The following is a 13,829-nucleotide window of genomic DNA, read 5'->3' on the forward strand; positions in this document are numbered from 1 at the left end:
GCCCAACGCGGCCGCGCCCGCCAGGCGGCGCGGCGCGATCGGCCGCATGCGCCGGCCATGCGCGTAGCGCTGGCGGCGGCGTCCGTAGCGTTCGAGCACGATCATGCCGACGACGATCGCGAGCATCGCGAGCGCGATCTGCGCGGCGCCGGCGAGATCGGAGCGCGTGATCCACGTCGTATAGACGGATACGGTCAGCGTCTGCACGCCGAGGAATTCCGACGCGCCGATGTCGTTCAGCGTTTCGAGCAGCGCGAGGCTCACGCCGACCGCGATCGCCGGCCGCGCGAGCGGCACGACGACGCGCCAGAACGTCGCGACGCGCCCCGCGCCGAGCGTGCGCGCGGCTTCGAGCAGGCTCGCGGACTGCGTGACGAACATCGCGCGCGTGCTCAGGTACACATACGGATACAGCACGAAGCCGAGCACGAAGATCGCACCGGGCAGCGAGCGCAGGTCGGGCAGGCGGAACTGGCGCGGGCCGTCGAAGCCGAGCAGCCAGCGGATCGCGCCCTGGACGGGGCCGATCGGGTGCAGCAGGTCGAGATACGCGAACGCGACGATATAGGTGGGGACCGCAAGCGGCAGCAGCAGCGCCCACGTCAGCATCCGGCGGCCGGGAAAGTCGTAGGCGGTGACGAGCCATGCGCAGCCCGTGCCGACGATCGACACGATCGCGCCGACGCCCGCGAGCAGCAGCAGCGTATTGACGAGCGCCTGCGGCAGCACGAATTCGGCGAGATGCCGCCAGTGCGCGAGATCGGCGTCGAACGCGGCGGCCACGAGCACGGCGAGCGGCGCCGCGACCGCCGCGGCGATCGCCAGCGCCGCGAGCAGCCACAGGCTGCCCGCGCTTGGTCGCAGGCGCGGCCGGTACGGCTGGCGGCGCGCGCCGGCGGGCGATGCGTCAGTTGTCAAAGCCGACCTTGTCGACGAGCTGGCTCGCCTGCTTGCGGTGCTTCGCGATGTCCGCCAGCGGCAGCGGATCGACCTTCAGCGTGCCGAAGCTCGCGATCACCGGGTCGAGCTTCACGTTCGCGCGCACCGGGTATTCGTAGTTCGCCTGCGCATACAGCGCCTGCGCTTCCGGCGACACGAGGTATTCGAGCAGCTTCACCGCGTTGGCCTTGTGCGGCGCGTGCTTCGCGACCGTCGCGCCGCTGATGTTCACGTGCGTGCCGCCGCTCTTCGCGTTCGCGAACGTCGGTCGCACGACCTTGATCGCGTCGCCCCACTTGCGCGCATCGGTGCCCGGCTCGGCGTTCTTCATGTGACCGACGTAGTACGCGTTCGCAAGGCCGACGTCGCAGATGCCGCCGAGGATGTCGCGCGCGACGTCGCGGTCGCCGCCCGTCGCCTTGCGCGCGAGGTTCGCCTTCACGCCGCGCAGCCACTTCTCGGTCGCGGCTTCGCCGTCGTGCGCGATCATCGCGGCGACGAGCGCCGTGTTGTACGGATGCTGGCCCGAGCGGATGCAGACCTTGCCCTTCCATTTCGGATCGGCGAGATCTTCGTAGCGGAACGCATCGACCTTCAGGTCCTTTTCGACGTACAGCACGCGGTCGCGCAGCGACAGTGCATACCAGTCGCCGTTCGCGCCCCGCAGGTTCGCGGGAATCGCGTCGTCGAGCGCCTTCGAGCGCACCGGCTGCGTGAGCCCGCCGTCGACGAGATCGAGCAGGTTGCCGACGTCGACCGTCATCAGCACGTCGGCCGGCGACTGCGCGCCTTCGGCCTTCACGCGCTCGAGCAGGCCGTCCTTCACGAACACCGTGTTGACCTTGACGCCGCTCTGCTTCGTGAACGCGTCGATGAGCGGCTGGATCAGCTTCGGCTCGCGGGTGGTGTACAGGCTCACTTCCTCGGCCGCATGGGCCAGCGGCGCGAATGCGGCGGCGGCAAGGGCGAGGGCGCCGGCGAGCGGCAGCAGGCGGGTGCGCGGATTCGACATGAAGACTCCGGTGGGGCAGGTGGACGAGGGGAGCGTTCCGGGGCGCGCCTGCCGCCCGAGCGATCCGGAACATTACAGAATGAAAGACTCTGGATTCTAGATCGAAATGGGAACGATTATCAAATGAAAGCTTGCGGCAAGCGGTAGGGAAGGCGGGGTCGGGGATCGGAAACGTGACGTCGCGGCGGGGGCGCAAGCGCGTAGAATGCCCGCTTCGACGAATTTGACGGAATCGCCCCGACCATGAACGATCAGCGCAAGAAGAACCCTGTCCGCAACGTGAGCATCCTGATCGTCGTGGCCGTGCTGCTCGTGATCGGGACGATCCTGTACAACGCGATTTCGCAGAAGCACGCGTACGACGAGGCCCATCCGGCCGAGGCGACGAGCGCGGCATCGCATTGACGTGCCGGTGCGCGGCCCGCTCGGGCCGCGTACGGCGTGCATGCGAAGGGGGGCAGCCCGCGGCTTCCGGCGCGGCAGGCGCCGCACGGAGCAGGGGAAGGAAGCGGGCGCCGAAACCGGCGCGCCGCGCGGGCAGGTCAGCCGTGCGTCAACGTGACGCAGGTGCGAACTTCGGGCGGATCCGCGCGTAGAACAGGGCCGCGAGCAGTGCGAGCCACGCTGCGCCGACATACAGCGCGACGCGCGTATCCTCGAACCAGCCGAGCATCACGATCACGAAACCCATGAATGCGATCGTCAGTGCCGGCGCGACCGGCCACAGCGGCACCTTGAACTTCAGCGCCGCGACTTCGGTGCTCGACAGGCGGCGGCGCATCGCAACCTGCGACAGCAGGATCATCAGCCACACCCACACCGTTGCGAACGTCGCGATCGCCGCGACCATCAGGAACACGTCCTTCGGCATCAGGTAGTTGAGCAGTACGCCGACGAGCAGTGCACCGGCCATCACGAGCACCGTGACCCACGGCACGCCGTGCCGCGACGTCGTCGTCAGCACGCGAGGCGCCTGGCCCTGCCGCGCCATCCCGAACATCATCCGGCCCGCGCCGAAGATATCGCTGTTGATCGCCGAGATCGCCGCGCTGATCACGACCAGGTTGAGAATCGTCGCGGCCGATTTCACGCCGAGCGCCGAGAAGATCTGCACGAACGGGCTGCCGTCGCCGCCGACGCCCGTCCACGGGCTGATCGACATCAGCACGACCATCGTCAGCACGTAGAACAGCAGGATGCGCGCGGGCACCGCGTTGATCGCGCGCGGAATCACGCGCTCCGGGTCCTTCGCCTCGCCGGCGCTCATCCCGATCACCTCGATCCCGCCGTACGCGAAGATCACGACCGACAGCGACGCGATCAGCCCGCCGATACCGTTCGGCAAGAAGCCGCCATGGTTCCACAGGTTCGCGAACGTCGGCACGTCGGCCGAATGGCCGAAGTGCATGCCGGTCAAGAGGATCGCGACGCCGCCGCCGATCATCGCGACGATCGCGCCGACCTTGATGATCGACAGCCAGAATTCGAGCTCGCCGAACACCTTCACGTGGCACAGGTTCAGCCCGCAGATGATCGCGACGACCGCGAGCACCCAGATCCATTGCGGGACATCCGGAAACCAGAAGCCCATGTAGATGCCGAACGCGGTGATGTCGGCGATCGCGACGATCACCATTTCGAGCGTGTAGGTCCAGCCCGTGACGAATCCCGCGAACGGGCCGAGGTTCTCGGTCGCGTAGTGGCCGAACGAGCCGGCGACGGGTTCGCGCACGGCCATCTCGCCGAGCGCGCGCATCACCATGTAGACGGCCGCGCCGCCGAGGATATACGCCAGGATCACGGCCGGGCCCGCGAGCTGGATCGCGGACGCCGAACCGTAGAATAGGCCCGTGCCGATCGCCGAGCCCAGCGCGAGAAAGCGGATGTGCCGCGCGCTCAGGTGGCGCTGCAAGTTTTTCATCGAGTCTCCGATATCGTTATGCGACGGGCCGGGCGAGCGGGACCGGTCCGACTGCGTCAAGTTGTATATACAACTTGAATGTGAACGAATGATAACAAGCCGGGCCCGGTAACCGGAATCGGGTATTCCCTGACTGGCGCGACGCGCGGAATAGGGCGTGGGGCGGTCGCGCGGCGGATGCGCGGGCCGCGTTGAGCGGGTGGGTCATGCTTCGGGGTTCGTTGAATCGGGGAACGCCGGCGGCCGGGCCGCGGCGTGCGCGGGCCGGCCGCCGGCGGGAACGGTCGGGCAGGGTCAGGCGGGCAGGCGGATCACGCTCGCATCCTTGCGGATCAGCAGCGACGACGCGAGCATCTGCTTGCACTGGTGCGCGAGCACCTTCAGGTCGTGCGTGAGTTCGGCGCCGACCGCAGCGGATTTTTCCGCGGACACGACCATCGCGTCGAGGTCGCGCGTGATCTGCTTCGACGCTTCGAGCTGATCGGCGGGCGGCGGCTCGCCGGCCTCGGCCTTCTCGAGATTGTCGAGCACGGCCGCGAGGCCGCGCTGCAGCGCGTCGTCGTGGACGAGGCCACCGTCAGTCGAGCACGCGTTGCGGATCAGCGGCGCGGCGGCCGTGATCTGCGCACCGAGCACGTGCGTCTGCACGAGCAGGTCGTTCAGCTCGGGCACGAAACGCTGGTGCGCCTTCGGCTCGATCATCATCCGCTGGAACGCCTGCCCGAGGTTCGCGAACGCGATATGCACGTCCTTGCGCGCGAGGCGGTAGCGGTAGTCGTCGTCGAGGCTCGTGGCCGGCGTCTCGACCGCCGCGGCGATGACCGGCACCACGGCCGCGCCGTCGGCGGTGGTCACGGGCGGCGGCGACACACCGCGCCCGACGCGCCACACGGCCTCGAAATACTTGCGGGTCGCCGTGAGCATGTCGGCGACCTGCTTGCCCATCAGCCGGTATTCCCAGTACGGGAACAGCCGGCTCGCGGCGATCGCGATCATGCAGCCGACCACGGTGTCGATCGCGCGCTCGCCGATGATCCGCATGCTGCCCGGCGCGAGCAGGTGGAACATCAGCAGCACGTACGACGACGTGAATACGACGCTCGCCGCGTAATTGAACAGCAGCAGGCTGTAGCTCATCACCATCGACCCGAACATGATCGCGATCAGCAGGTGCGGCTCCTTCACCGTGTAGATCAGCGCGATGCTCGCCGCGCAGCCGATCAGCGTGCCGACGATACGCTGCGCATTGCGCTGCTTGGTCAGCGAATAGCCGGGCTTCAGGATGATGATGGTCGTCATCACGATCCAGTACGCGTTCGTGAGCGGCAGCAGCCGGCCGAGCCAGAAGCCGACCGCCACCGCGATCGTCACGCGCAGCGCGTGGCGCAAGCTCGGCGAGCTCATGTTCAGGTTCGAGAAGATCAGCAACGGCGACATCCGGCGGCGCTGCAGGAAGCGCGTGAGCGCCTTGTCGATCTTCAGTTCGGTTTGCTGCGGATCGGCGTGGCCCGACAGGTTGCGGCGCATCCGTTCGATCAGGCGCGTCGCGCTCCAGATGCGCCGGAACGTCGCGAGCACGGCCGCATACGCTTCCGCGTTGGTGGCCGCGAAGTTCTTCTTGCGCATCAGCTCGATCTCGTACTCGATCGCGCGCAGTTCGGCTTTCACGCTGATCCGCGAATGCGGCGCGCGGTTTTCGAGCACCGCGAGGCCGATCTCCTCGAGATCGGCGGCCGCCTTGCGGATCAGGTCGCGGTAGAAAATGATCAGATCCGAGCCGCCGAACGTGTTGCGCACGAGCGGGTAGTCGGTGTGCGCGCCGACGAACAGCTCGTGCAGGTCGACGCTGTTGATGAACAGGTTGTACATCGTCGTGCGGCCGGGATCGAGCTTGCCGCGCCGCAGCTTCGGCAGGTTGCGCAGCACGATGTCGCGCGCGGTTTCCTGCGTTTCGACCGCGGTGATCTGCCGCGCGACGAGATTGCGGTAGCACTCGTCGAGATCGGCATCGAGGTCGTAGAACTGCGCGCGCGCGAGCAGGTAGTCGGCGCACGCGAACAGGCTTTCGGCCAGCGCCTGCTGCTCGATCCGGCGCGCCTGCCAGCGCGACACGAGCGTGGCCCAGTACGTATACCAGAGGCCGCCCGCGAGAATCCAGCCGGCGTTGACGAACGCCTGCAGCGGCGTGAATTGCTCCTCGAGCGTCATCACCATCATGAACAGCGTCGCGAAGCTGATCTGCGGCCAGCGGTTGCCGTAGACGACGATCAGCGACAGCACGAACGTGAGCGGCACGATCGTGAGCCACAGCGCGAAGATGTTCGGTGTCGCGAGGCCGGTGGCGAGCGCGGCCAGGAAGCCGATCACGCTGCACGCGAGCATTTCGTTGTGCTTGTACTTGAGCGGGCCCGGCATGTCGACGACGCATGCGCCGAGCGCGCCCGTCGAGATCGTGAAGCCGAGCTCCCGGTTGTGAAACACGATCAGGCACAGCACGGCCGGCAGCGAAACGCCGACCGCGATCCGCAGGCCGCCGAAAAAGTACTGGCTGTAGAGAAACTTTCTGATTTCGACCGAATAGCGCATCGATGGGCTGAATGGCAGACGAAGAGGCCCGGGGGCGGCGTATTTGACTGGCGACGAGTCTATCGTATTTCGCGGTCCGCAAAACCTGGCTTTCCGGCCGAGGCTCGCGGCGGCGGCCCATTTGCTATCCTTGGGGACCCTGTTCGCCCGGCCCGGCCGGCGCGAGGTTCCGACGCCCGCCTCATGCTCCATCTCTTCTATTCGAATCGTCACGAAACGCTGGCCGACGCGCTGCTCGAGGATCTGGCCGCGTTTCCGGCCCGCAACGGCCCGTGGGCGCCGCAGCAGGTCATCGTGCCGAGCGCGGCGCTGCGCCGCCGCCTCGAGCTCGACATCGCCGCGCGCAACGGCGTGTGCGCGAACGTCGAGTTCACGTATCTCGCGCAATGGCTGTGGGCACAGATTGGCCGCGTGCTGACGGTGCCCGCGCGTTCGCCGTTCGCGCCCGACCGTCTCGTGTGGCGCTGCTACCGGCTGTTCGCGCAGGCGGCCGACGGCGCGCCGTGGCTCGCGTCGCCGCGGCTCGCCGCGTATCTGTCCGCCTCCGACGACGCGATGCGCTACGAGCTCGCGCATCGCGTCGCGGCCGTGCTCGATCATTACCTGACCTATCGCCCCGAATGGCTGGCCGCATGGCAGGCCGGCGAGTCGGTGCTCGCGGGCGACGGCGCGCCGCGCGGGATCGGCGACGCCGCGCGCGACGACGAGCGCTGGCAGGCCGCGCTGTGGCGCGCGCTGCTCGCGGAACTGAGCGACAGCGGCACGCCGCCCGCGCACCGCTTCCTGGTCGACGCGCGCCATCTCGATGCCGATGCCGTCGCGCGTGCCGACTGGCCGGAATCGGTCAGCGTGTTCGCACTGCCGACGATGCCGCCGCTGCACGTCGCGCTGCTGCGCGAGCTGTCGCGCTGGATCGACGTGCGCGTCTACGCGCTGAACCCGTGCCGCGAATTCTGGTTCGACATCGTAACCGCCGCGCATGCCGAGGCGCTCGATGCGGCCGGCCGGCTCGACTACCAGGAAGTCGGCCATCCGCTGCTCGCCGAGTGGGGCCGGCAGACGCAGGCGCAACTGCACATGCTGCATGAGCTGACTGAAAGCGCCGCGTCGGGCGATGCGTCGCGTTTCGTCGAGAATCCCGCGCCGACGTGGCTCGCGCGCGTGCAGAACGCGATCCTCGAGCTTCAGCCGGAGGCCGATGCCGGCGATGCGCCGGCCGAACGCGGGATCGAGGTGCACGTGTGCCACAGCCTCGCGCGCCAGCTCGAGGTGCTGCACGACCGGCTGCTCGCGTGGTTCGATGCCGACGCGAGCCTGCAGCCGTCCGACGTGCTCGTCGCGGTGGCCGATCTCGCGGCGGCCGGGCCGCTGATCGATGCGGTATTCGGCACGGCCGGCGCCGGCGGCGCGCGCGTGCCTTACCGGATCACCGGCCTGCCGCCGTCGCAGGCAAACCCGGTCGCGCGCGTGCTGCTCGACTGGCTCGCGCTGCCGGAGCGGCAGGTCGGCGCGCCGGAGCTGGTCGAATGGCTGCGCGTCGATGCGGTGGCTGCGCGCTACGGCATCGATGCGGCCGCGCTCGAGACGGTGCAGACCTGGCTCGCGGCCGCCGGCGCGCGGCGCGGGCTGTCGCCGCGTGCGAGCGACGACGCGGCCGTGCCTGCGCCGCGCCATACGTTCTCCGACGCACTCGCGCGGCTCTTTCTCGGCTATGCGATGCCCGAAGGCGCGGCGCCGGTCGGCGCGTGGCTGCCGATCGAGGCGGCCACGGGCAGCGAGGCCGAACTGCTCGGCCGGCTCGCGCGTTTCACCGACGATCTCGACGGCTTCGCGCGGCGGCTCGCCGAATCGCACACGCCGCGCGGCTGGAGCGAGCTGTTCGCCGACACGCTGGCGCGCTTCTTCGATTCGGGCGCCGCGTATGCGGATGCGCTCGCGGGCGTGCGCGACGCGCTCGACGCGATGCTGGCCGCGATGACGGAGGGCGCGCCCGACGAGGCGCTGCCGGCGGCCGTCGTCCGCGCGGGGCTTGCAGCGGCGCTCGACGATCCGGCGCGCGGCGGGGTGCCGTGGGGCGGCGTCACGTTCTCGTCGCTGACGAGCCTGCGCGGCCTGCCGTACCGCGTCGTCTGCCTGCTCGGGATGGACGACGGCGTGCTGCCGAGCCTCTCGCGCGCGGACGAGTTCGACCTGATGGCCGTGTTGCCGAAGCTCGGCGACCGACAGCGCCGCGACGACGAGCGCAACCTGTTTCTCGACCTGCTGCTCGCTGCACGCGATCGGCTGCTGATCGCGTACACGGGACGCAGCATTCGCGACAACGCGCCGTTGCCGCCCGCGGCACTCGTCGACGAACTGCTCGACCATCTCGCGCTCGTCACGGCCGGGCCCGACGCGGCGCCGGACGCGGTCGATGCCGCGCGGCGCGCGTTCATCGTCGAGCATCCGCTGCAACCGTTCGCGGCCGCGTATTTCCAGCCCGGCAGCGGGCTCGTTTCCTATGACGCCGAGCGCGCGACGCTTGCGTCGCTGCTGGCCGCCGACGCGTCGCGCGACGGCTCGCGCGAACTGCCGTTCTTCGCGCAGCCGCTGCCGGCCGAACCGGTCGAGCCCGTCGCGTTCAGCGAATTCGAACGCTTCTGGCGGCATCCCGCGCGGGCGCTGTTGCGCGCACGTCTCGGCATCGTGCTCGCCGATGCGCAGGCCGAATTGCTCGACACGGAGCCGTTCGCGCTCGACTTCGCCGGCAGCGATGCGCTCGCCGAGCGTGTACTGCCGCTCCTGATCGAATCGGATGATGGGGCCGCGCACGATCATGCGCTGCGCATTGCGGACGCGAGCCCCGAGTTGCCGGGCGGCGCGACGGGCGCCGTGTGGCGCGACCAGGCGCTCGGCTCGATGACTCAGCTTGCGTCGAACGTGCGCCGTGCGCTGGCCGACGGCATCGAGAGGCGGCCGTTTTCGCTCGTCATCGTGCCCGCGTGGCCCGATACGGAACAGGCGCTGTTCGGCGCCGACGACGCGATGCTGTCGGGCGACGCGGTCAGCGCACCGCTCGAACTGCACGGCACGCTGAACCGGCTGACGCCGGCCGGGCAGATCATCTACCGCTATGCACGGTCGAGCGCGCGCGACTACCTGTCCGCGTGGCTCGCGCATCTTGTCTACTGCGCGGTCGAACCGGGCGGCCCGCGCCGCACGCTGTGGTTCGGCAGCGGCGGTGCGTTCGAGCTGACGCCCGTCGCGGCGCCGCTCGAACGGCTCGCGCCGCTTGCCGCGCTGTTTCGCGCAGGGCGGCGCATGCCGCTGCGGTTTTTCCCGCGCAGTGCGTGGGCGAGGGTGTCCGACGGCGAAGCCAAGGCCGCGAGCGTCTGGATCAACGAGCGCGTCGTGAGCGAAGCCGACGATCCGGCCATCGCGATCGCGTGGCGCGGCGCGCACGCGTCGCTCGACGAGCCGTTCGGCACGCTCGCGCGGCTCGTGTTCGAGCCGCTCGTCGAACATCTGAAGGAGGTCGCATGAGCGCCGTGTCGCAGCCGCAGCCGGCGCTCGAACTCGATGTGTTCGCGTGCCCGCTCGACGGCGTCAACCAGATCGAGGCGTCGGCCGGCACCGGCAAGACCTGGAACATCTGCGCGCTGTACGTGCGCCTGCTGCTCGAAAAGGATCTCGGCGCGGACGAAATCCTCGTCGTGACCTTCACGAAGGCGGCGACGGCCGAGCTGCACGAGCGGATTCGCGGCCGGCTCGCGCAGCTCGCGCACGCGCTCGATACGGGCGACGACGGCGGCGATCCGTTCATCGTGCGCCTGCTCGACACCACGCTCGGCGAAGACGGCGCGCTCGACCCCGAGACAGCCGCGAAGCGGATCCGGCGCGCACTGCGCGCGTTCGATCAGGCCGCGATCCACACGATCCATGCGTTCTGCCAGCGCGCGCTGCAGGAAGCGCCGTTCGCGGCCGCGATGCCGTTCGCGTTCGACATGGAGACCGACGATGCGTCGCTGCGCTTCGAACTCGCGGCGGACTTCTGGCGCACGCGCGTCGAACCGGCGGCCGCGCGCTGGCCGGGCTTCGCGACCTGGCTCGTCGAATCGGGCGCCGGCCCGGCCGCGCTCGATGCGCAGCTCGCGCGCCGGCTGAAAAAGCCGCTCGCCGCGCTGCGCTGGGACGGCGTGACCGAGCCGGACGAATCGGCCGAGGGCGCCGCGGCCGAATGCTTCGCCGAGGCGGCGCGGATGTGGGCGGCCGAACGCGACGCGATCGATGCGTTGCTGCGCACCGCGCAGCCCGCGCTCAACCAGCGCTCGCACAAGCCCGATGCGGTTGCCGATGCGCTCGACGCATGGGCCGCGCATTTCGCGCAGGGCGACGCGACGGCCGCGCTGCCGAAGGCCGCACTGAAGCTCACGCGCACCGCGCTCGTGAAAGCGACGAAAAAAGGCGGCGCGACGCCCGAACACGCGTTCTTCGACGTGGCCGACGCGCTCGAAGCGGCCGTGGCGGCAGCCGAGGCAACGCAGCGCGCGCGCTGGCTCGCGCTGATCGCCGAATGGCTCGACATGGCGCCCGGCGAGTTGGCCGAGCGCAAGCGTACGCGGCGCGTCGTGTCGTTCGACGATCTGCTCGCGAACCTGTATCACGCGCTGCATGCGCATCCGTGGCTCGCCGACACGCTGCGTGCGCGCTATCCGGCCGCGCTGATCGACGAGTTCCAGGATACCGACCCGCTGCAGTTCGCGATCTTCAACCGGATCTTCGCGCCGGGCGGGCCGCTGTTCCTCGTCGGCGATCCGAAGCAGGCGATCTACAGCTTCCGCGCGGCCGATCTGCATACCTATCTTGCGGCGCGCGCGAGCGCGAGCGCGTGCTACACGCTCGCGGTCAACCAGCGCTCGACGCCCGCGATCGTCGATGCGTGCAACCGCTTCTTCATGTCGAATCCGCGCGCGTTCGTGCTCGACGGGCTCGACTATTACGCGGTGCGTGCCGGCACGCGCGTGCGTGCGCCGTTCGTCGACGAAACCGATCCGGGCCCGGCCGGCGATTTCCGGGTCTGGGCGCTGCCGGGCGGCGAAGGCACGCTGCTCAAGCGCGATGCGCAGGCGCAGGCCGCCCAGGCTTGCGCGGCCGAGATCGCGCGGCTGATGCGCGGCGCGCGCGAAGGGCACGTGCGGCTGGGCGACACGCCGCTGTCGCCGGGCAACATCGCGGTGCTCGTGCAGACGCACCGGCAGGGCAGCCTCGTGAAGCGCGTGCTCGCCACGTGGGGCATCGGCAGCGTCGAACTGGCGCAGGCCTCGGTGTTCTCGACCGGCGACGCCGAGCAGCTCGAACGCGTGCTGGCGGCGATCGATGCGCCGGGCGACCTGCGGCGTCTGCGTTCGGCGCTCGCGGCCGACTGGTTCGGCCTCGATGCCGGCGCGCTGTGGCGGATGGAACAGGGCGACGGCGATGCGTCGCACGAAGCGTCCGCGGCCGACAGTGCCGACGCGATGAGCTGGGTCGAACGCTTCTCGCGGTATCGGCTGCTGTGGCGCGAGCGCGGTTTCGCGGTGATGTGGCGCACGTTCGCGCGCGAGCTGCGGATCGCCGAGCGGCTGATGGCCGGCGCGGACGGCGAGCGCCGCGTGACCGACATCAACCACCTGGCCGAACTGACGCAGGCACGCGCATCCGCGCAGCCGGGCATCGCGCCGACGCTGCGCTGGCTCGCCGCGCAACGGCTCGACGGCGGCGGCGAGGAAGCGCAGTTGCGTCTCGAATCCGATCGCAACCTTGTACAGATCGTGACCGTGCACAAGTCGAAGGGCCTTGAATACGCGATCGTGTTCTGTCCGTTCCTGAACGACGGCGGGCTGCGCGAGCCGCCTTCGTCCGCGCTGCCCGATGCGCGCGAATATCACGACGACGCGGGCGACGCGGTGCTGCATTACGGCTGCGACGACGAGGCGGCCGCGCACGCGGCGCGGCAGGCGATGCGCGAGCAGGCCGCGGAACGCGCGCGGCTCGTCTACGTGGCGCTCACGCGCGCGGTCTATCGCTGCTATGTCGTCGCCGGGCCGTACCAGTCGTCGCGCTCGACGCGCGAAGCGCGGCGCAGCGTGCTCAACTGGCTCGTCGCCGGTGCCGGCCAGTCGTTCGACGCGTGGCTCGACGAGCCGCCCGACGAAGCGGCGCTCGATGCCGCGTGGCTTGCGCTCGCGGGCGGCCCCGTGAGCGTCGCGCCGCTGCCGGTGCCCGCGCGCCGCGAGCGTCTCGCGGCCGGGCACGACGCGTCGCAGACGCTCGCGGCGCGCCATGCGACGCGCGTGCTGCGCGATGCGTGGCGGATGGCGAGCTTCAGTTCGCTGACCGCGTCGATGGCGCGCGAGGAGGCCGGCGTCGCGGTCGTGCCCGACGACGAGCTGCGGCCCGATCACGATGCGCTTGCCGCGGCGATGCCGGACGGCGAGCTCATATTGGCCGATCCGGCTGCGCCCGAACCGCCGGACGACGACATCCTCGTGTTCCCGCGCGGCGCGGCGGCGGGCGAGTGCCTGCACCGTCTGTTCGAACTCAGCCGGTTCACGGAGCCCGAGTCGTGGCACAAGGCCGCGCTCGGCGCGCTGCACGACCGGCCGGTCGAGGCCGAGCCCGAACTCGCGACGCGCCTGCCGGCGATGATGGTGCGGCTCGTCGACGATGTGGTGCGCACCGAGCTCGTGCCGGGCATGCGGCTCGCCGATCTCGATCCCGCGAAGCGGCTCGACGAAATGGGCTTCCTGTTTCCGGCACCGTCGCTCGACCTGACGGCGCTGCGCCGGCTGCTGATCGCGCACGGCTACCCGGACGTTGCACTGGAGGCGGGCATGCTCGCCGGATTCATCAAGGGTTTCATCGACATGATCGTCGAACACGACGGCCGCTTCTGGATCGTCGACTGGAAGTCGAACCATCTCGGCACGACGCCGGACGCCTACGGCCCGCACGCGCTCGACGTTGCGATGGCCGATCACGCGTATCACCTGCAGGCGCTGCTCTACACGGTCGCGCTGCATCGCTACCTGCGCGGGCGGCTGCCCGATTACGACTACGACACGCATATCGCGGGCTACCTGTACCTGTTCGTGCGCGGCGTGCGGCCTGACTGGCGCAGCGGCGGCCAGCCGGCCGGCGTGCATGCGCGGCGGCCCGAACGCGCGCTCGTCGACGCACTCGACCGGATGATGGAAGGGGGCCGCGCATGAATGCATCCGACGACACGCTCGAGTTTACCGGCGGCCTCGTCGCGCGGCTGCCCGAGCCCGCCGACTTCGGCATCGCGCTCGCGGAAGGCTTCGCGCGCCGCATCGGCGACCTCGCGCGGCGCGCCGGCGCACCGGCCGCGGC

7 protein-coding genes are annotated in these 13,829 nt (G+C 70.0%); 3 read left to right on the plus strand and 4 right to left on the minus strand.

The genetic code is table 11. The features are described from left to right. Together ACPUER_RS34335 and ACPUER_RS34340 are read right to left on the minus strand one after the other, a co-directional pair. Positions 1–918, minus strand: a 918-nt coding sequence (locus ACPUER_RS34335) for an ABC transporter permease (protein ID WP_425133277.1), incomplete at its 3' end; no start/stop codon positions are given. Continuing rightward, on the minus strand, positions 908–1,951 hold the full coding sequence (locus tag ACPUER_RS34340) for a Fe(3+) ABC transporter substrate-binding protein (RefSeq protein ID WP_174421301.1): 1,044 nt from the start codon (positions 1,949–1,951) through the stop codon (positions 908–910). The genes ACPUER_RS34340 and ACPUER_RS34335, both read right to left, overlap by 11 nt. A gap of 243 nt (positions 1,952–2,194) precedes the next feature. On the opposite strand from ACPUER_RS34340, the gene ACPUER_RS34345 reads away from it, so the two are divergent. Continuing rightward, positions 2,195–2,356, plus strand: coding sequence for a hypothetical protein (locus tag ACPUER_RS34345; protein ID WP_105390764.1), 162 nt, complete (start codon positions 2,195–2,197; stop codon positions 2,354–2,356). A gap of 148 nt (positions 2,357–2,504) precedes the next feature. Here ACPUER_RS34345 and ACPUER_RS34350 read toward each other — a convergent pair whose 3' ends face one another. Continuing rightward, a complete protein-coding gene (locus ACPUER_RS34350) occupies positions 2,505–3,872 on the minus strand; it encodes an amino acid permease (RefSeq protein WP_425133278.1) in 1,368 nt (455 codons plus the stop codon). 294 nt (positions 3,873–4,166) lie between these two features. After that, positions 4,167–6,458 carry an FUSC family protein gene (locus ACPUER_RS34355; protein WP_425133279.1) on the minus strand — a complete coding sequence of 764 codons (2,292 nt, stop codon included), beginning with the start codon at positions 6,456–6,458 and terminating at the stop codon, positions 4,167–4,169. 183 nt (positions 6,459–6,641) lie between these two features. On the opposite strand from ACPUER_RS34355, the gene recC reads away from it, so the two are divergent. Both recC and recB read left to right on the plus strand, forming a co-directional pair. Beyond that, complete coding sequence (recC, locus tag ACPUER_RS34360; protein ID WP_425133280.1) at positions 6,642–9,980, plus strand: exodeoxyribonuclease V subunit gamma; 3,339 nt, start codon at positions 6,642–6,644, stop codon at positions 9,978–9,980. After that, positions 9,977–13,687 carry an exodeoxyribonuclease V subunit beta gene (recB, locus tag ACPUER_RS34365; protein ID WP_425133281.1) on the plus strand — a complete coding sequence of 1,237 codons (3,711 nt, stop codon included), beginning with the start codon at positions 9,977–9,979 and terminating at the stop codon, positions 13,685–13,687. The genes recC and recB overlap by 4 nt, the downstream gene beginning before the upstream one ends. The last annotated feature ends 142 nt before the right edge of the window (positions 13,688–13,829 follow it).

This window comes from Burkholderia sp. DN3021 (genome assembly GCF_049805555.1).
In the GTDB taxonomy this organism is placed as follows: Bacteria; Pseudomonadota; Gammaproteobacteria; order Burkholderiales; family Burkholderiaceae; genus Burkholderia; species Burkholderia pyrrocinia_C.

What these genes read in the sequence shown, in the direction of transcription:
- ACPUER_RS34345 (WP_105390764.1), top strand. Translation starts at nt 2,195, where the DNA reads ATGAACGATCAGCGCAAGAAGAACCCTGTCCGCAACGTGAGCATCCTG.
- recC (WP_425133280.1), top strand. Translation starts at nt 6,642, where the DNA reads ATGCTCCATCTCTTCTATTCGAATCGTCACGAAACGCTGGCCGACGCG.
- ACPUER_RS34340 (WP_174421301.1), bottom strand. Translation starts at nt 1,951, where the DNA reads ATGTCGAATCCGCGCACCCGCCTGCTGCCGCTCGCCGGCGCCCTCGCC.
- ACPUER_RS34350 (WP_425133278.1), bottom strand. Translation starts at nt 3,872, where the DNA reads ATGAAAAACTTGCAGCGCCACCTGAGCGCGCGGCACATCCGCTTTCTC.
- recB (WP_425133281.1), top strand. Translation starts at nt 9,977, where the DNA reads ATGAGCGCCGTGTCGCAGCCGCAGCCGGCGCTCGAACTCGATGTGTTC.
- ACPUER_RS34355 (WP_425133279.1), bottom strand. Translation starts at nt 6,458, where the DNA reads ATGCGCTATTCGGTCGAAATCAGAAAGTTTCTCTACAGCCAGTACTTT.